Annotated in this window: 15 protein-coding genes, 1 other RNA gene, 1 pseudogene and 1 riboswitch; of the genes and pseudogenes, 10 read left to right on the top strand and 7 right to left on the bottom strand. The window is 61.8% G+C overall.

All coding sequences use genetic code 11. The features are described from left to right. Nucleotides 1–31: 31 nt before the first annotated feature. Nucleotides 32–1000: an NAD(+) diphosphatase gene (gene nudC / locus SJY36_RS13590; protein WP_132998169.1), complete on the bottom strand. Its 969-nt coding sequence runs from the start codon at nt 998–1000 to the stop codon at nt 32–34. Between the two features lie 148 nt (nt 1001–1148). Here nudC and ffs point away from each other — a divergent pair. After that, nucleotides 1149–1246: signal recognition particle sRNA small type (gene ffs / locus SJY36_RS13595), an RNA gene on the top strand. A gap of 235 nt (nt 1247–1481) precedes the next feature. On the opposite strand, the gene SJY36_RS13600 is transcribed toward ffs, so the two are convergent. After that, nucleotides 1482–2327 (bottom strand): neutral zinc metallopeptidase, encoded by an 846-nt coding sequence (locus tag SJY36_RS13600; RefSeq protein WP_386175805.1) that lies wholly within the window; start codon nt 2325–2327, stop codon nt 1482–1484. Between the two features lie 63 nt (nt 2328–2390). Here SJY36_RS13600 and SJY36_RS13605 point away from each other — a divergent pair, with 63 nt between their 5' ends. The 4 genes from SJY36_RS13605 (at nt 2391) to recR (ending at nt 5658) form a co-directional block, all read left to right on the top strand. Next, nucleotides 2391–2753 carry a DUF202 domain-containing protein gene (locus SJY36_RS13605; RefSeq protein ID WP_037966831.1) on the top strand — a complete coding sequence of 121 codons (363 nt, stop codon included), beginning with the start codon at nt 2391–2393 and terminating at the stop codon, nt 2751–2753. A 34-nt stretch (nt 2754–2787) separates the two neighbouring features. Then, nucleotides 2788–4536, top strand: coding sequence for a DNA polymerase III subunit gamma/tau (locus SJY36_RS13610; RefSeq protein ID WP_386175808.1), 1749 nt, complete (start codon nt 2788–2790; stop codon nt 4534–4536). A gap of 110 nt (nt 4537–4646) precedes the next feature. Beyond that, nucleotides 4647–4991 (top strand): YbaB/EbfC family nucleoid-associated protein, encoded by a 345-nt coding sequence (locus SJY36_RS13615; protein WP_005850050.1) that lies wholly within the window; start codon nt 4647–4649, stop codon nt 4989–4991. Between the two features lie 73 nt (nt 4992–5064). Next, nucleotides 5065–5658: a recombination mediator RecR gene (recR, locus tag SJY36_RS13620; protein WP_005850052.1), complete on the top strand. Its 594-nt coding sequence runs from the start codon at nt 5065–5067 to the stop codon at nt 5656–5658. 12 nt (nt 5659–5670) lie between these two features. On the opposite strand, the gene SJY36_RS13625 is transcribed toward recR, so the two are convergent. From SJY36_RS13625 to SJY36_RS13635, 3 genes are read right to left on the bottom strand one after another with little or no spacing between them, the layout of a single operon-like run. After that, nucleotides 5671–6618, bottom strand: coding sequence for a 3-hydroxyacyl-CoA dehydrogenase NAD-binding domain-containing protein (locus SJY36_RS13625; RefSeq protein WP_386175812.1), 948 nt, complete (start codon nt 6616–6618; stop codon nt 5671–5673). Further along, nucleotides 6611–7189 (bottom strand): histidine phosphatase family protein, encoded by a 579-nt coding sequence (locus SJY36_RS13630; RefSeq protein ID WP_005850056.1) that lies wholly within the window; start codon nt 7187–7189, stop codon nt 6611–6613. The genes SJY36_RS13625 and SJY36_RS13630 overlap by 8 nt, the downstream gene beginning before the upstream one ends. A 30-nt stretch (nt 7190–7219) precedes the next feature. Then, the gene (locus SJY36_RS13635; protein WP_037941187.1) at nt 7220–7891 is read right to left on the bottom strand and encodes a TetR/AcrR family transcriptional regulator; all 672 of its coding nucleotides are present in this window, start codon (nt 7889–7891) and stop codon (nt 7220–7222) included. Nucleotides 7892–8410: 519 nt separating this feature from the next. Between SJY36_RS13635 and SJY36_RS13640 the strand changes: the two genes are divergently transcribed. From SJY36_RS13640 to SJY36_RS13660, 5 genes and pseudogenes are all read left to right on the top strand, one after another. Continuing rightward, entirely contained in the window at nt 8411–10624 is a 2214-nt protein-coding gene (locus SJY36_RS13640; RefSeq protein WP_037941185.1) for an NADP-dependent isocitrate dehydrogenase, read from the top strand. A 216-nt stretch (nt 10625–10840) separates the two neighbouring features. Then, on the top strand, nt 10841–12325 hold the full coding sequence (locus tag SJY36_RS13645; protein WP_386175817.1) for a phosphomannomutase/phosphoglucomutase: 1485 nt from the start codon (nt 10841–10843) through the stop codon (nt 12323–12325). Between the two features lie 91 nt (nt 12326–12416). After that, nucleotides 12417–13540, top strand: a pseudogene (gene gmd / locus SJY36_RS13650) (GDP-mannose 4,6-dehydratase). 4 nt (nt 13541–13544) lie between these two features. Beyond that, nucleotides 13545–14513 carry a GDP-L-fucose synthase family protein gene (locus tag SJY36_RS13655; RefSeq protein WP_386175820.1) on the top strand — a complete coding sequence of 323 codons (969 nt, stop codon included), beginning with the start codon at nt 13545–13547 and terminating at the stop codon, nt 14511–14513. A gap of 54 nt (nt 14514–14567) precedes the next feature. Further along, nucleotides 14568–15989 (top strand): mannose-1-phosphate guanylyltransferase/mannose-6-phosphate isomerase, encoded by a 1422-nt coding sequence (locus SJY36_RS13660; RefSeq protein ID WP_386175823.1) that lies wholly within the window; start codon nt 14568–14570, stop codon nt 15987–15989. A gap of 75 nt (nt 15990–16064) precedes the next feature. Here SJY36_RS13660 and SJY36_RS13665 read toward each other — a convergent pair whose 3' ends face one another. Beyond that, nucleotides 16065–16610 (bottom strand): biotin transporter BioY, encoded by a 546-nt coding sequence (locus tag SJY36_RS13665; RefSeq protein WP_005850072.1) that lies wholly within the window; start codon nt 16608–16610, stop codon nt 16065–16067. Nucleotides 16611–16705: 95 nt separating this feature from the next. Beyond that, a complete protein-coding gene (locus tag SJY36_RS13670; protein WP_386175827.1) occupies nt 16706–18166 on the bottom strand; it encodes a cobyric acid synthase in 1461 nt (486 codons plus the stop codon). A 167-nt stretch (nt 18167–18333) separates the two neighbouring features. After that, a riboswitch (cobalamin riboswitch) is annotated at nt 18334–18552 on the top strand. Nucleotides 18553–18617: the final 65 nt, after the last annotated feature.

Consider the following 18617-nt stretch of genomic DNA (forward strand, 5'->3'; position numbering starts at 1 on the left):
GCCTTGTTCGTCGTCTTTCCCGAAGGTTGCCTTAATCCAGCGTATCCGCAAGCCAGTTTTCCAGCAGGAAATGCGCAATCGCCCCCTTTCGGGCCGGTTTGATCTTGGGGTGTTGCCCGGCAAAGACATCCATCATGTCCTCTTTGGACACCCAAAGGGCCTCTTCGATCTCTTTGGGGTCGATGGTGATCTCGTGGCTTGTCGCCTCTCCGGCGCAGCCGAACATAAGCGACGCGGGAAACGGCCAAGGCTGGCTGGCAAGATAGCTGACCTGACCGACCTGCACGCCCGCCTCTTCGAACACCTCGCGGCGCACGGCGGCTTCGAGCGTTTCACCCGGTTCGACAAACCCCGCCAAAAGCGAGAACATCCCCTCGGGCCAGCCCGGCGACCGCCCCATCAGGACAGAGTTGCCGTGGGTAATCAGCATGATCACAACCGGATCGGTGCGCGGAAAATGCGACGCGCGGCACGCGGGGCAGTTGCGTTGCCAGCCTGCGTCATTCACCACGGTTTCAAAGCCGCAGCGGGCGCAGTAGCCGTGGTTTTCGTGCCACGCCAGAATGGCCTTGCCGGTCGCGGCGAGTTCGGCGTCACGCGGGCTGAGCCATGTCATCACGCGGCGCATTTCGACGAAAGCATAGTCGGGCGGCAACATCGGGTGGCGCTGTTCGCTTTGATCGACGAAAGACCCCAGCTGGCGCGGGTCGAAGTCATCGGGCATCCACGGCGACAGGTCATAGGCAAAACGCGCGGCCCCCTCTTCGCGCCCCAGCAAAATCGGAGCAGAGCCGGCATCCGCCAGAACGGGGTGATCCAGCGGCAAACGCACAACAGACGCGGGGCGCGCGGGGTCGATCAGGACCTTACCCCGCCAGAACAGAATGGCGCGGGCGGCATCATCGGCGCGCAATGCGGCCACGGCCTCCTTGTCGGCGCGAACCTCTCCGGCGCGGTCAAGCGCTGACCCTCCGAAAGTGACCGTCTCGGCGTGCTTCATGCGTATCCTCCCGTTTGCGTGCACCATGCCTATTGGCCAAATCGCGCGATGCCAAGGCTGCATGGCGCCGTGCCCGTTAAAAACGCCCGAGATAAAATCGCCTTTGGGCCCGTCTTGCATCCCATCCGGCCCTATACTATATGGGCGGTGAGAGGTTGGTGCGGGCAGGTGCCTCGCCAACCCGGTCAGATCCGGAAGGAAGCAGCCGTAACGAGACCCACTTGGGTCGTTATCAGCCTCTCACCCCAGCGTATTTTGCCCCGCAAAATACGCGTCGCCCCGCAGGGTCATCCAAAGGATGGCCCGAGAGGGGCAGCCCACCCCGCCACATATAGATTGCTTATCGTCCCTGCCCCGCAGCGCCCCGATGCGGTTGGCTATCGGCATTTCGGCACGGCCACAGGCAACAGGTCAGGTTACCCATGGGTAACTTAACCTGTTGTTTATACTCATTATTTTTCCGTTATAGCACCGAACGCTGTTACAGCTGCTCTGCCGCGAATGTGTCGCATTGGCCGACCTGACCGCTATCGAACCCGCGCTGGAACCAGCTTGAACGCTGCTCGGACGTGCCGTGGGTAAAGGTGTGCGGCTGCGGGACGCGACCGGCCTGACGTTGCAGGTGGTCATCGCCGATCTTGCGTGCGGCGTTCAATGCCTCGTCCAGATCGCCCCGCTCCATCAGACCTTTGACGTTCTTGGCCCAGATCCCCGAAAAACAATCGGCCATAAGCTCGAGCCGCACGGTCAGGGCGTTCGCCTCGGCCGTAGAGGATTGGCGGCGCAGCGCGTCAACCTTGGGCAGGATACCCAGTTCGTTCTGAACGTGGTGGGCGACCTCGTGGGCAATCACATAGGCGGCGGCGAAATCCCCGCCTGCCCCCATGCGCTGCGCCAGAAGATCAAAGAATTGCGTGTCGATATAGGCCTTTTCATCCGCAGGGCAGTAGAACGGCCCCGTCGCGCCAGAGGCCCCGCCACAGGCACTTTGCGTGACGTTGGAAAAGACAACGAGCTTTGGCGGTACATATTCGCGACCCAACTGCTGCGGGAAAATCGCACCCCAGACATCTTCGGTCGTGGCCAGCACCTGCGCGGTGAACTGCGTGGCCTGCGCGTCAAAGTCAGAGACCGGCGCGCCCTGCTGGGTTTGCGGCGCGCCGCCCCCGTTCAGCAAGGGCGATACGTCGATGCCGGTGAAATAGCCGATCGCCAGCACCGCCAAAACGCCGACGATCCCCAGACCGCCCGCACGCCCGGCACCGCCCCCGCGCCCGCCGCGGCGGACCTCTACGTTTTTGCTTCTTCTGATGCCGCGCAACCGCATAAATCTGTCCCCGCTATGTCAAATATTATTGTCAGCGTAACGCGCGACGCGCACAATAGTTCAATGAATAAAAGCAATGAGCTGGCCGAGAACCGCACCGACTGGGCCGAAGACCGCACGATTTTGGCGAACGAGCGCACCTTTGCAGGATGGATGCGCACGGGGATGGCGTCGCTTGCGGTGGCGATCGGGCTTAAGGCGGTGTTCGGTGATTTTGACCCGACCTGGGCCGCGAAAAGCGTGGCGACGATCTTTGTCGTCGCGGCGGTCTATATCTTCTGGGCGGCCCATGATGCGGCGACCAAGACGCTGGACCGGCTGAACGACCACCATGCCAATGCGCAACCCAATGCGCGGATGAAGACGCTGGCGGTGATTTTCAGCTTTGCCTCGGTTGCGGTTGGCGGCATCCTTTGGATGCTCTAGGTTCAGGGCTTCAATCGAATCTTGCAGGATCGTCATGACAGCACCCTCTGCCTATCGCGTATTGGCCCGCAAATACCGGCCTGAAACCTTTGCCGATCTGGTCGGGCAGGACGCGATGGTGCGCACGCTGAAAAACGCGTTCGAGGCGGATCGCATTGCGCAGGCGTTTATCATGACCGGCATCCGCGGGACCGGCAAAACGACGACAGCACGGATCATCGCCAAGGGGATGAATTGCATCGGGCCGGACGGCAACGGCGGGCCGACGACGGAACCCTGCGGGGTCTGCGAACATTGCGTCGCCATCATGGAGGGCCGTCATGTCGACGTGATGGAGATGGACGCCGCATCGAACACCGGCGTCGGCAATATCCGCGAGATTATCGACAGCGTGCATTACCGCGCGGCCTCGGCCCGGTACAAAGTCTATATCATCGATGAGGTGCACATGCTGTCGACCGGCGCGTTCAACGCGCTGCTGAAGACGCTTGAGGAACCGCCAGAGCACGTCAAATTCATCTTCGCCACGACCGAGATCCGCAAGGTGCCCGTGACCGTGCTGTCGCGCTGCCAACGCTTTGATTTGCGCCGGATCGAGCCCGAGGTGATGATCGCGCTGATGCGCAAGATCGCCACCGCCGAAGGGGCCGAGATTGCAGACGATGCGCTGGCGCTGATCACCCGTGCCGCCGAGGGGTCGGCGCGCGATGCCACGTCCTTGCTGGATCAGGCAATCAGCCACGGGGCGGGTGAAACGACGGCGGTGCAGGTGCGTGCGATGCTGGGGCTGGCGGATCGCGGGCGGGTGCTGGACCTGTTCGATATGATCCTGCGCGGCGATGCGGCCGGCGCGCTGGACGAGCTGGGCAACCAGTATTCCGACGGGGCCGACCCGATGGCCGTGCTGCGCGATCTGGCCGAGATCACCCATTGGGTATCGGTGGTCAAGATCACCCCCGATGCCGCCGAAGATCCCACCGTCTCGCCCGAGGAACGCAGCCGTGGCGTCACCATGGCGGAAACCCTGCCGATGCGGGTGCTGACCCGTCTGTGGCAGATGTTGCTGAAAGCGCTGGACGAGGTGGCAAGCGCGCCCAATGCGATGATGGCCGCCGAGATGGCCGTGATCCGCCTGACCCATGTCGCCGATCTGCCCAGCCCTGAAGAGCTTGCCCGCAAGCTGGCCAATACCACGCCTCCTCCCGCCCCGCCGCAGGGTCCGGGGGGCGGGGCCGCCGTGCCCGCCGGGGGTGGATCGACCAGCGCTATGGGCAGCCAGCAGATGTCGGGCGGGCCAGCGGGCGGCGCGACGATGGCGGCACTTGCGCCGGCGGTGGTGCAGGCTTTGGCGCACTACCCGACATTTGAACATGTGGTCGAGCTGATCCGCAGCAACCGCGACGTGAAGCTGTTGGTGGAGGTCGAGACCTCGGTCCGGCTGGCGGCCTATCAACCGGGGCGGATCGAATTCACCCCCACCGACAGCGCCCCCCGCGATCTGGCGCAGCGTCTTGGCACGCGGCTGCAACTGTGGACCGGCAACCGCTGGGCCGTGACCATCGTGGGCGACAGCAGCGCGAAAACCATCGCCGAGATCCGCGACGCCAAGGAAAACGCGCTGAAATCGCAGGCGGAAAACCACCCGTTGATGCAGGCCGTCATGGCGAGCTTTCCCGGTGCCAAGATCCTGTCGATCCGCACGCCCGAGGAAATCGCCGCCGCCGCCGTGTCCGAAGCGCTGCCCGAGGTCGAAGACGAATGGGACCCTTTCGAGGACGACTGACCCCGCCTGCCCCTGCTCTGCCCGCGACCTGTCCACGCCGGGGCACCCCTTGTCGGGGGGCGGCAAAGACCGCATATACGTAAGCAAATAAAGCTACAGGAGACGACCACATGCTTAAAGGTTTGGGTGCCATGGGTGACATGGCCAAGATGATGAAGACGGCGCAGCAGATGCAGGGCAAGATGGCGCAGCTGCAAGAAGACATGCATAATATCATCGTCGAAGGGGAATCCGGTGCCGGTCTGGTCAAGGCGACCTGCACTGCCAAGGGCGAGCTGAAGTCGCTGGATATCGATCCGTCGATCTTCAACGGCGACGAGAAAGAAGTCGTCGAGGACCTGATCCTCGCCGCGATCAAGGACGCGCAGACCAAAGCCACCGACCGCGCCCAATCCGAGATGAGCAAGCTGACCGAAGGCATGGGTCTGCCCGCGGATATGAAGCTGCCGTTCTGATCCTTCCAAATGGGGTTAAATCCTCGCCGAAGGCATTAAAACTCTTTCACACCAACGCCATGGGGGTCCACAGATGAGCAGCACACGCGACATTGATGCGCTCATCGACCTGATGGCGCGGCTGCCCGGATTGGGGCCACGCTCGGCCCGCCGGGCGGTGCTGCATCTGATCCGCAAGCGCGCGCTGTTGCTGACGCCTTTGGCCGATATGATGCAGACCGTGGCGGCGACGGCGCGCGAATGCATCAACTGCGGCAATGTGGGTACCGCCGATATCTGCGACATCTGCACGTCGGAAAAACGCGCCAATGGCGAGATTTGCGTGGTCGAGGATGTTGCCGATCTGTGGGCGATGGAACGGTCGGGCGTGTTCAAGGGGCGTTATCATGTGCTGGGTGGCACGCTGTCGGCACTGGATGCCATCGGCCCGCAGGAATTGCGCATCCCCCGGCTGATGGACCGTGTGCGCGACGAGGCCGTGTCGGAGGTTATTCTGGCGCTGAACGCCACCATCGACGGGCAGACCACGGCGCATTATATCGCGGACCAGCTTGAGGGTCAGGTGCGGTTGACCTCTCTGGCACAGGGTGTGCCGATCGGCGGGGAACTTGATTACCTTGACGATGGGACGATCACCGCAGCGATGCGCGCTCGCAAATCCATCTAGGGCCGCGTGGCCTTAGGCTTTCCGATCCGCCAGCCGTTTGCGCATCTGTGCAAGTTCAATCAGGGCGGCGTCGCGTTCGGCCTCTAGCTGGGCGATGCTGCGGCCTGCAGCCTCAATGTTCACCCCGTCGACCAGACGCGCGCAGGTATTGGCGTCGAGCGTAGGCGCGCCGAGATTATCCCAACGTTTCTGCTGGCTTGGCCCGAGATGGGCCAGATAGCCCGCCATGCCTCCGGCGCCCCCGCCAAGGTGATAGGCCACATGCGCCCCCAGCACCGACCAGCGCAGCCCCGGTCCGTTGACCAGCGCCTGATCCACCGCTTCGACATCGGCGATGCCCTCGGCGACGATATGCACCGCCTCGCGCCAGAGCGCCGAGGACAGCCGGTTGGCGATATGCCCCACCGCATCTTTTTTCAGCCGCACCGGCGCAGAGCCGAGGCTGCGGTAGAACCCTTCGGCCCAGTCGAGCACCTGAGGATCGGGGCCGTAGACTTCGACCAGCGGCACCAGATGGGGCGGATTGAAGGGATGTGCGGTGATCAGCCTGTCGGGGTGCTGCATCCCCGGCACAAGATCCGACCACGGGTGCGCCGAAGTGCTGGAGGCAATGATCACATCCGGCGCGACGATGCCTTCGATCTGTGCGTAAAGCTGGTGTTTCAGCGGCACGTTCTCGGGCGCGTTTTCCTGGATCAACACAACGTCTTGCAGGGCGTCTTGCAAACTCTCGTGGGTTGAAAGCGCGCCTTGGGGGGCCGCCCCCGCCGAGATTTCTTGCAGTTGCGCCAAGGGGCCCGCCACGCGGGCGGCGAAACCGTCGCGGGCATCTGTGTCAGGGTCCCACGCGCGGACGCTGTGGCCTGCGTGCTGGAACAGCGCGGCCCAGCTTGCGCCGATCAAGCCGCAGCCGATGACGGCCACGGTGCAGGGGGGCATCATCGAGGTCGTGTCAGTCAACCGACAGCACCGTTTCCTGCCCGTTTTCAAGCACATAGACGCAGCCCTGCCGGTTTGACAACTGGCCCAGCTCGGCGCGGCTCAACCCGCAGAGCGCACCGCGCAAAAGCTGGCCGCTGAGCCCGTGAGCGACCACGACGGTAGGTTCGGTCAGCGTGTCGACAAAGGCATTCACCCGCGCCTGAAACACGTCAAAGCCTTCGCCACCGGGAGCGGCGCAATAGAATTCCATATGGGGGCTTTGCGCCGTGATGCCTTCGGGCAGGTTCTTGAAGATATCGGCGCGCAGGTGGCCTTCCCAATCGCCGGCGAAAATCTCTTTCAGGCGATCGTCGGTCTGGTAGTCCCGCCCGCCAAGGGCGATATCCGCGGTCTGGCGCGTGCGTTTGAGCGGCGACACGATGCAGGGCGGGTTATCCGCAAGGATAGGGGCCATCAGCTCGGCCTGCTGCTGCGCATGGACCCTGCCCCGTTCGGAGAGCACGGATTCGGTCTGGCCCTGCACCCTCCCTTCTGCGTTCCATTCGGTTTCACCGTGCCGCAGGAACCAGACTTTGGGATAGGATTTCATGACGTGGGGCCTTTTATCGCGTTGAGTTGCCTAGCACTTTGGCTCAAGCGCGCGCAGAACGCCACCCACACAAAAATCAAGCAAGAGCGGGCGGTACACCATAGGGCTTTCGCGCCGATCACTTTGCGACAGGCCCGCGATGCGGATGCCGCTTGCGACGATGGACACCATCGAGGACACGGTCAGCGACAGCACCGCGGCAAGCTGTTCACGGTCGGAATCGGGACGCAGACGCGCCATTTCATCAAGGTAGATAGAGGCGACGCGATCATAAAGCGGCCCTGCCTCGCGGTAATAGCGTTCGTCAGACATGATCCGCGCCACCAGCTGCGCATAGGCCCGCCATTGCGGATCCCCGCGCGAGGCGATTTCGAGATACGGGGTGACATAGGCGTCGATCAGCGTCTCCAGCGTAAGCCGCTCTGTCGATTTGAGCGCATCGAGCCGCGCCATGCGCATGGCGTTGAGCGTTTCGACCCGCCGTTTCAGCACGGTCACGAAAAGCTCTTGTTTGGTGCCCCCGTGAAAGCCGACCACCCCCAGCGTGACTTCGGCTTCGCGCGCGATCCGGCGGATGCTGACCGCATCAAAGCCAAGCTCGGCGAAGCACCGCTCTGCCGCGTCGAGCACGCGTTCGCGGGTGATCTCGCCGCGGGCGACGCGACCATCCTTGCTTGTGCCGTCTTCCTTTCGGTCCGTCATGACACCCCGGTCCCTCTGATCAGGCCATCAAGGTGCATGACCTGCGCGTTGCGCGGTCCGGCAGTGGTCACACATGCCCCGCGGCTATTATTATTGCGGCGCTTCAGCATTTTTTACAAACTTTATCAAAAATCAAAGTAAACCAGTTCGTTGCCTCGGGATTTGGGTGCGCTTAGCGACATCGGCTTTGGTTTGCGACCAAGAATTGCACCGAATCACCTGTTACCAGAGGGCACATCCCCCTGATGGTTGAACAAATAGGCAGCGTGACACGGTATGGGTTCATTGCCCGCACTTACCGCGTGTGTGAGCGTTAACGGCATCAACCCCGCTCGCCCCACGGAGAGGTGAGTGATTCGTTTTGCAATGCTGCGGGGGGCGCTGTGTGGTGGCTTGGGCATCGCCCTGCGCGTTTCGCCGCCGCTGGCCGCAGTTTCGCTGCCTTCGCGACGCGGGGGAGGTGGATATTTCAAACTAAGTGTACTATCGCATACCAAACTTCAGGAAAGGCTGGATACCATGGCTGAGACACAGACACCCGACATCATTTACACGCAGGTCGATGAGGCCCCCGAACTGGCAAGCTATTCGCTGCTGCCGATCATCCGCAGCTTTGCCGATGCGGCAGGGGTTTCTGTGGGCACCCGTGATATCTCTTTGTCGGGGCGTATTCTGGCGGCCTTCCCCGACGCGCTGACCGAGGCGCAAAAACAGTCCGACGATCTGGCGATTCTGGGCGATCTGGTGAAAACGCCCGACGCCAATGTGATCAAGCTGCCGAATATCTCTGCCTCGGTGCCGCAGCTGGTGGCGGCGATCAAGGAATTGCAGGGTCAGGGCTATGCGCTGCCCGACTATCCCGAAGCGCCAAGCACCGACGCGGAAAAGAAAGCCCGCGCGGCCTATGACGCGATCAAGGGCTCTGCGGTGAACCCCGTTCTGCGCGAAGGCAACTCGGACCGTCGCGCGGCCAATGCGGTCAAGAAATACGCGATGGCGAACCCCCATTCGATGGGCACATGGTCCAAGGACAGCAAAACCAAAGTGTCGTCGATGTCGGGCGGTGATTTCTTCTCGAACGAGAAATCCCTGACGCTGACCGACGCGCAGGCCGGTGCGGCCAAGATCGTGCATGTTGCCGCCGACGGGACCGAGACCGTGTTGAAGGATGGCGTTTCTTTCCCTGCGGGCACTGTGGTCGACACCACCTTCATGTCTGCCAAGGCGCTGGACACATTCCTCGCCGAGCAGATCGAAGAGACCAAGAAAGACGGCACGCTGTTCTCGTTGCACATGAAAGCGACGATGATGAAAGTGTCGGACCCGATCATCTTTGGCCACGCTGTGCGGGAATATCTGAAGCCCGTCTTCGACAAATACGGTGACGAACTGAAAGCGGCGGGTGTGAACCCGAACGCAGGCATCGGCGACATGATGGAGCGGATCAAGGACAACGCCGAGATCACCCAAGCCGTCGAAGACGCGATGGCGGCACGCCCGCCGATGTATATGGTGAATTCCGACAAAGGGATCACCAACCTGCACGTGCCATCCGACGTGATCATCGACGCGTCCATGCCCGCGCTGATCCGTGCTGGCGGCAAGGGCTGGGGCCCAGACAACAAGGAACACGACACCAACTGCGTGATCCCCGACAACTCTTACGCCCCTGTCTATGAAGAAAGCATTAATTACTTCAAGGAAACCGGCGCGCTGGACCCGACGACCTCGGGCACTGTGCAGAACATCGGTTTGATGGCGCAGAAGGCCGAGGAATACGGGTCGCACCCCACCACGTTCGAGATCCCCGCTGACGGCACCGTGAAAATGATCGCCGCCAATGGCGACGTGATTTCCGAGCACAGCGTCGAGGCGAACGACATCTGGCGCGCGGCCTCGGCCCGCAAGGCCCCGATCGAGGATTGGGTGCAGCTGGCCATCGACCGTCAGAAAGCCGAAGGCTGCGAGGCGATCTTCTGGCTGGACGAGAACCGCGCCCATGACGCAGAGCTGATCGCCTATGTGAAGCCGATCCTTGAAGCCAAGGGCGTGGCCGACAAGTTCCAGATCATGTCCCCCGCGAAGGCCACGCGCCAGACGCTGGAGACAATCCGCAAGGGCGAGAATTCGATCGCGATCACCGGCAACGTGCTGCGCGACTATCTGACCGACCTGTTCCCCATTCTGGAACTGGGCACCTCGGCCAAGATGTTGTCGATCGTCAAGCTGATGCAGGGCGGTGGCCTGTTTGAAACCGGCGCGGGCGGGTCTGCCCCCAAGCACGTGCAGCAGCTGGTTGAAGAAAACCACCTGCGGTGGGACAGCCTGGGCGAGTTCTGTGCGCTTGGGGAAAGCCTCAAGTTCCTCGCGGACCAGAAGGACAATGCCAAGGCCGCCGTCCTGGGCAAAGCCGTAGATGCCGCGACCCAAGGCATTCTGGACAACAACAAATCGCCATCGCGCAAAGTGGGCGAGCCGGACAACCGCGCCAGCCACTATTACTTTGCCCTTTACTGGGCGCAGGCGCTGGCCAGCCAGAGCGACGACGCCGCATTGGCCGAACATTTTGCCCCCATCGCCGAAAAACTGGCGGCGAATGAGGACAAGATCATGGCCGAGCTGGCAGAGGTTCAGGGCAAGCCTGTCGATCTGGGCGGGTACTTCCATTCGGACCCCGCCAAGACCGAAGCGGTGATGCGCCCCTCGGCCACGTTGAACGCCATCATCGGCTAAGGCACCACAGCATCGCGACCTATCCGCCCCGTCCTTTTGCAAAAGGGCGGGGCGTTTTCTTTGGGAACCATTCGCAGGCACTGCCGGTTGTTTGACCGGCACCTTGCCGCCCCGTCGGCAACAAACCGTCCCGCGCCCTTGCTGTCAGTTGATCCCTGCACGCATTCCTTCTATCGAAGAGGGCAGTATTTTAACGCTGATAGATCAGGATATTTCATGACCAAGCCGTTGCCCAAAGTCACGCCGAACACATGGGAATTTCTGCGCGACCCCATGATCGCCCCCACCGGTTTTCGCGAATATGACGCGCGCTGGCAGTACCCCGAGGCGATTAACCTGCCGGGCATCACCGCGCTTGGCCTTGGTCTGGGCACGCAGATGCAACAGCGCGGGATCGAGCCCGTTATCGCTGTGGGCAATGATTACCGCGACTATTCCCTATCGATTAAAAATGCGCTGATTTTGGGCCTGATGCAGGCGGGTATTCACGTTAAGGATATCGGCCCCTGTCTGTCGCCCATGGCCTATTTCGCGCAATTCCATCTGGATGCGCCAGCGGTGGCGATGGTCACCGCCTCGCATAACCCCAATGGCTGGACCGGCGTGAAGATGGGCTTTGAACGCCCGCTGACCCACGGCCCCGACGAGATGGCCGAACTGCGCGATATCGTTCTGGAAGGGCGTGGCGAACAGCGCGACGGCGGCAAGTATGAATTCGTCGATGGCGTGCGCGAAGCCTATCTGGATGATCTGGTGGGTGACTTCAAAATGACCCGCAAGCTCAAGGTCGTCTGCGCCACGGGGAACGGCACCGCGGCCGCCTTTGCGCCCGAACTGTTCCGCCGTCTGGGGGTCGAGGTGGTCGATAGCCACAACACGCTGGATTACACGTTCCCGCATTACAACCCGAACCCCGAAGCAATGGAAATGCTGCATGATATGTCCGACAGCGTAAAAGCCTCGGGCGCGGATTTCGCGCTTGGGTTTGACGGCGACGGCGACCGCTGCGGCGTGGTGGATGACGAGGGCGAAGAGATTTTCGCCGACAAGATGGGCGTCATCATGGCGCGCGATCTGTCCGCGATTTACCCCAACAGCACCTTTGTCGCCGATGTGAAATCGACCGGGCTATATGCCTCTGACCCTGTTTTGCAGGCCAATGGGGTTACGGCGGACTATTGGAAAACCGGCCACAGCCACATGAAACGGCGGGTCAAACAGTTGGGCGCGCTGGCGGGGTTCGAGAAGTCGGGTCACTACTTCCTGGCTGAACCCATCGGGCGTGGCTATGACTGCGGCATGCGCGTTGCGGTCGAAGTCTGCAAACTGATGGACCGCAACCCCGACATGAAGATGTCGGACCTGCGCCGCGCCCTGCCCCACACATATTCCACCCCCACCATGTCGCCCTATGCGTCGGACGAGGACAAATACGATATCCTCGACCGGATCGTCGCCAAGTTGAAAGACGTGAGTGAGTTGGGCGGCCGCCCCGTGAAAGAGGTCGTGGCCGTGAATGGCGCGCGGGTGATCCTGGACAACGGCAGCTGGGGGCTGGTGCGCGCCTCTTCGAACACGCCGAACCTTGTGGTGGTCTGCGAAAGCTCTAAATCCGAGGAAGAATTGCGCGCGATCTTTGCCGATCTGGACGCGGTGATCCGGACAGAGCCGGAGGTTGGCGACTACGACCAAACCTTCTGATTGCATCAAGACTCGCCAGAATCCTCTAAGTTGAGTAAATGTTGATGTGTCTGCCCCCTCGGGCAGGCACATTTTTCGTTTAGGGGCCCTGATGGTAAAACGCGCGCTGATCACCGGTATCACCGGTCAAGACGGGTCCTATCTGGCGGAGTTTTTGCTGGACAAAGGATACGAGGTGCACGGGATCAAGCGGCGGTCGTCATCTCTTAATACGCAGCGGATTGATCATATTTATCAAGACCCTCACGAGGATGATCCCGATCTGATCCTGCATTATGGCGATCTCACCGACAGTTCGAACCTGACGCGGATCATGCGCGAGGTGCAGCCGGACGAGGTCTATAACCTTGGCGCGCAAAGCCATGTCGCGGTCAGTTTCGAGACGCCCGAATATACGACAGAGGTGAACGCCAATGGTGCCCTGCGGTTGTTAGAGGCGATCCGGTTTCTGGGGTTGGAAAAAAAGACCCGCTTTTACCAAGCATCAACTTCTGAGCTGTATGGCTTGGTCCAAGAGACACCACAGACGGAGGAAACACCATTTCACCCGCGCAGCCCCTATGCGGTTGCCAAGATGTACGCCTATTGGATCACGGTTAATTATCGCGAGGCCTATGGGATCTATGCCTGCAACGGCATCCTTTTAACCACGAAAGCGCCCGCCGTGGCGAAACCTTTGTCACGCGCAAGATCACGCGCGGCTTGGCCAATATCGCGCAGGGGTTGGAGGGGTGTCTTTATATGGGCAATATCGACGCGCTGCGCGATTGGGGGCACGCCAAAGATTATGTGCGCATGCAGTGGATGATGCTACAGCAGGACGTAGCGGAGGATTTCGTGATCGCCACCGGCGTGCAGTATTCCGTGCGCCAGTTCATCACGTGGTCGGCGGCAGAGCTTGGGATCAGCCTGCGGTTTGAAGGCACGGGCGTGGATGAATATGCTGTTGTCGATAGCGTCATTGGGGAGGATGCCCCCACGGTCAGCCCCGGCGATGTGGTGATGCGCATTGATCCGCAGTATTTCCGCCCCGCCGAGGTGGAGACGCTGCTGGGGTCGCCCGCCAAGGCGAAGAAGAAACTCGGGTGGGAACCGCAGATCACCGCGCAAGAGATGTGTGCAGAGATGGTGGCGAATGACCTCAAGGTCGCACGGCGGCATGCGTTGTTGAAAGAGCACGGGCTGGATCTGCCGATCCCGCTCGAGAACGGGTAGGCCCATGCGGAAGATCTATATCGCTGGGCATCGCGGCATGGTCGGCGGGGCGATCTTGCGGCAGTTGCAGGCGCGACAGGATGCTGGGGAGGCGTTGGAACTGGTGACTCGGACCCGTGCAGAGTTGGACCTGACCGATCAGGCCGCAGTGCGTGACTTTATGCGTTCTGAGGCACCGGATGTGGTGATCCTCGCCGCGGCCAAGGTTGGCGGAATCATGGCGAACAACAGCTATCCCGCTGAGTTTATTTATAAAAATCTGATGATCGAATGTAATGTGATCCATCAGGCGTTTGCGGCGGGGGTTCAACAGCTGCTGCAACTGGGCAGCTCATGCATCTATCCGCGCGACGCGGCGCAGCCGATGGCGGAAGAGGCCCTGCTGACCGGCCCGCTAGAGCCCACGAACGAGCCCTACGCCATCGCCAAGATCGCGGGCATTAAACTTTGCGAAAGTTATAACCGGCAATATGGCGTGGATTATCGCAGTGTGATGCCAACGAATCTCTATGGGCCGGGGGATAATTTTCATCCGCAGAACAGCCATGTTTTGCCCGCCCTGATCCGCCGTTTCCACGGGGCCACGCGCGACGGGGCGACGGAGGTCGTGATTTGGGGCAGCGGCAAACCGATGCGGGAATTCCTGCATGTGGACGATATGGCGGAAGCGTCGCTGTTTGTGCTCGACCTGCCGCGTGATGTCTACGCTGCGCAGACGCACCCGATGCAAAGCCATATCAACTTGGGCACGGGCCGCGACATCAGCATCGCGGCGCTGGCGCAGATGGTGGCGGAGGTGACGGGGTTCAAAGGACGGCTGGTGTTCGACACGTCGAAACCCGACGGGACGATGCGCAAGCTGATGGATGTCTCGCGTTTGGCGGATATGGGCTGGCGCGCGCGGATCGATCTGAAAGACGGGCTGCGCGAGACGTATGATTGGTTTTTGCGACAGGATCACCTGCGCAGCTAAATCTCTCGCATTTGATTAATCTCTCGTTAGAATTTTTCAGATTAACTGCCTCTCATGATGCACGCTATTCTCCTTTGCGGCGGGTCGGGGACGCGTCTTTGGCCCCTGTCGCGCAAATGCTACCCCAAACAGTTTGCCAAGCTGATGGGGGATGAAAGCCTGTTCCAGATTTCGGCAAAGCGTCTGACCGGCCCCGGATTCGCCCCTCCGATTGTGGTGACCGGCGACCCGTTCCGGTTCATCGTGACCGAACAACTGGCGCAGGTGGAACGGGCGGCGCAGGCGATCCTGATCGAACCCGAGGGGCGCAATACCGCCCCTGCGATCCTTGCCGCGGCGCTGTATATTGCGCGCAGTGACGCGCAAGCGCTGATGCTGGTCGCCCCGTCGGATCATGTGATCCCCGACTGCGATGCTTTTGCCCAGACCGTGCAAGCCGCGGTGCCGCGCGCGCAGGCAGGTGATCTGGTCACCTTTGGCGTCACGCCTACGCGGGCCGAAACGGGCTATGGCTATCTTGAGCTGGCCGAGGGGGCGAATGCGAGCGCCAAAACCCCGCAACCCCTTGCGCGCTTTGTCGAAAAGCCGGATCGCGCACAGGCGCAGGGGATGTTGCAGGCGGGGAATTTTCTGTGGAATACCGGGATCTTCCTGTTCACGGCGCAGACGATAATTGCGGCCTATCAGACCCACGCGCCCGAGATGGTGCGCGCGGTGCGCGCATCGCTTGACGGGGCGACCTCTGATCTGGGGCTGACCCGTCTCGCGCCCGAGGCTTGGGACCAAGCCGATGATATCTCTATCGATTATGCGATCATGGAGAAGGCGGATAACCTCGCGGTGATGCCGTTCGCCGCCGGATGGTCCGATCTGGGCGGTTGGGATGCGGTCTGGCTGGAAAGCGGGCCTGACGCGGCGGGAAATGTCTGTTCGGACAATGCCACCGCGATTGACTGTGCGGGCACGCTGCTGCGGTCTGAAACCGACGGGTTGCAGCTGGTCGGCATCGGGCTGGACAACATCATCGCCGTCGCCATGGGCGATGCGGTGCTGGTGGCGGATAAATCGCAAGCGCAGCGGGTGAAGGAAGCGGTTGATGCGCTTAAGCAACGGGATGCCAGCCAAGCGGTCCAACTGCCGCGCGATTACCGCCCGTGGGGCTGGTACGAAAGCCTTGTGATCGGCGGGCGGTTTCAGGTGAAGCGCATCGTGGTGAACCCCGGTGCAGCCTTGAGCCTGCAAAGCCATCACCACCGGTCGGAACATTGGATCGTGGTCGAAGGCACCGCGAAAGTAACTGTGGACGACACCGTGAAACTGATCAGCGAGAACCAGTCAGTCTACATCCCGCTCGGGTCTGTGCACCGGATGGAGAACCCCGGAAAACTGCCCATGGTGCTGATCGAGGTGCAGACCGGCAGTTATTTTGGCGAAGATGATATTATCCGCTACGAAGATGTCTATGCGCGGGCGTAAGGCTTCGTCTGTCTTGGCAACGAAAAAAGCGCCCCCCTCTAGGGGCGCTTTCGCTGTTCCAGGCTTTGCGTCGGATCAGCTGCGCGACAGGACGCTGGCGGGGCGCGCTTTGGCCAGACCGCTGGTAATAAACCCTGCAAGCACCGCTTTGATGATGTCACCGGGGATGAACACGGTCACCAGCGCGGCGGATTCCAGCAGCGATTTATCCAGCGCGATCGACAGGCCGATGATCCCGAAGATATAAAGCACGACGATCCCGCCGATAACCGAAGCAACCGCCGCAACGATGGTCAGCGAGGGCCCGTACCATTTTTCGACGATCAGGCCGGTGACGAAAGCCGCCACGGGGAAGCCGATCAGGAAGCCCGAGGACGGCAGCATGAAGGCACCCAGCCCACCGTTGCCACCGGCCAGAAGCGGCAGCCCCAAAGCGACCAGCAGCAAGAAGAGCAGCACGGCCAGCGCGCCGCGTTTGGCCCCCAGCACGGTCCCGCAAAGCATGATGCCCAAGCTTTGCGCCGTGATCGGCACGCCGAAGCCAAGCGAGAATTTCGGGATCAACGCAAGTGCTGCAATCAGGGCAGCGAACAGCGCAACGAGGGTCAGGTTACGTTCCATAACAAAGGGTCCTTTGCGTAAATTTGACGGCATGTATCCCCGCGATCACAAAATTAAGCAAGCGTCGTGATCGTGACCAAAGGTCAGCGCGGGTGTTATGCAACCGGTGCGGCACAGGCCAGCAGGGCGGACACGTCCAGATGGGTTTCCATATGGTCGGCCAGCGCGTCGAGCGTATCTTCCACGGTCTGACTGTAGGAGGTCGGCCCTGCCCTCAGCCCCAGTTGCGCCAACCAGGCACTGCGGAAACTATCGTTGGTAAAGAGCCCGTGCAGATAGGTGCCGGTGATCTTGCCATCGCGCGACCCTGCCCCGTCGGGGGTGCCGTTGATATGCGCAAAGGGCGTGGCGCAATCGGCCCCCACCGTCTGCCCGATGTGGATTTCATAGCCGTCAATCTGCGTGCCCGTGGCGGCATGGTCGGCGGTGACGCGGGTCAGGGTCTTGTCCGGGGCCATGCGGGTTTCGACATCCAGCAGGCCCAGCCCCTCTTCGCGGCCCGCAGGTCCCTCGAAGCCCTGCGGATCCTCGATAAACCGGCCCAGCATCTGGTAGCCGCCGCAGATTCCCAGCACCGCGCCGCCGCGCCGCACATGGGCATAAAGGTCGATGTCCCAGCCTTGGGCGCGCAGGAAAGCCAGATCGCCGCGGGTGGATTTCGTGCCCGGCAGGATCACCAGATCGGCGTCCGCGGGCAGCGGCGTGCCGGGGGGGACCATGGTCAGCCGCACCGACGGCTCCGCCGCCAGCGGGTCGAGGTCGTCGAAGTTCGAGATGCGCGAGAGCATGGGGCAGACGATGTGGAACCCGCCGTCGGAGGGCGCGCGCGACAGGTCCACCGCGTCTTCGGCGGGCAGCAGATGCGCATTGGCAAACCACGGCAATGTGCCGAACCCCGTCCAGCCGGTGCGGCGTTCAATCTCGCGGTAGCCGTCGTCAAAAAGGCTGACATCGCCGCGGAACTTGTTGACCAGAAAGCCGGTGATCATTGCCGCGTCCTGCGGGTCCATGACCACTTGGGTGCCGACGATCTGGGCGATGACGCCGCCACGGTTGATGTCTCCGGCCAAGACAACGGGTACACCTGCGGCGCGGGCAAAACCCATATTGGCAAGGTCGTTCTGGCGTAGGTTCGTTTCAGCCGGACTGCCGGCGCCTTCGACGATGATCAGATCGGCGCTTTGCCCGAGGATTCCGAAGCTTTCGAGCACGGGGGCCATCAGCCCTGCGCGGGCCTTGCTGAAGTCACGCGCTTGCAGGGTGCTATGGCGCTGCCCCTGCACGATCACCTGCGACCCGCTGTCGGTTTCGGGCTTCAGCAGGATGGGGTTCATATGCACCGACAGGGGCCGCCCGCAGGCGATCGCTTGCAGAGCTTGGGCGCGGCCGATCTCTCCGCCGTCCTCGGTGACGGCGGCGTTGTTCGACATGTTCTGCGGCTTGAACGGCGCGACGGAAAGCCCCCGACGCGTGGCCGCGCGGCACAGGCCCGCCACCAGCATGGATTTCCCCACATTCGATCCGGTGCCCTGGATCATGATGGCGCGGGTGGGCATGGCGGGACCTCCTGTTTTTTGTGCAGCCCTTGGTGTCAGCCTGCGGTGATCCCGTCAAGCATCCGCGGGCGGCCTCTGCGCATTGGCCACCATCGGGAAAATCCGCGCAAAGCGGGTTTGGCCCCTGCGTTATGACAGGCGTCGCTTGACAGAGGCGGGCAAATGACCAATGCAGGGCGTATGTTGGTTCCTGTCCCAGACAGGCGAAGAGGGAACGCGATACGCATTGATCCAGCCTTGGGTCAGCGCCAAGCGCAGCCGCCCCCGCGACCGTGACCGGAGAGAGCTTTCAACCACTGGCCCGCAGGCTGGGAAGGTGAAGGTTCGCAAGGCAAGCTGCCTTAGATCCGCAAGCCGGGAGACCTGCCAGCATAGTTTGTAACGGGCGAACGGGGTGTTTCGCGACTGGCCTAGAACGCTGTTCGCATGTCGTTCGCTGCTGGCGATCCCC

The organism is Sulfitobacter sp. R86518 (genome assembly GCF_042466275.1).
GTDB classification, from domain to species: domain Bacteria; phylum Pseudomonadota; class Alphaproteobacteria; order Rhodobacterales; family Rhodobacteraceae; genus Sulfitobacter; species Sulfitobacter pontiacus.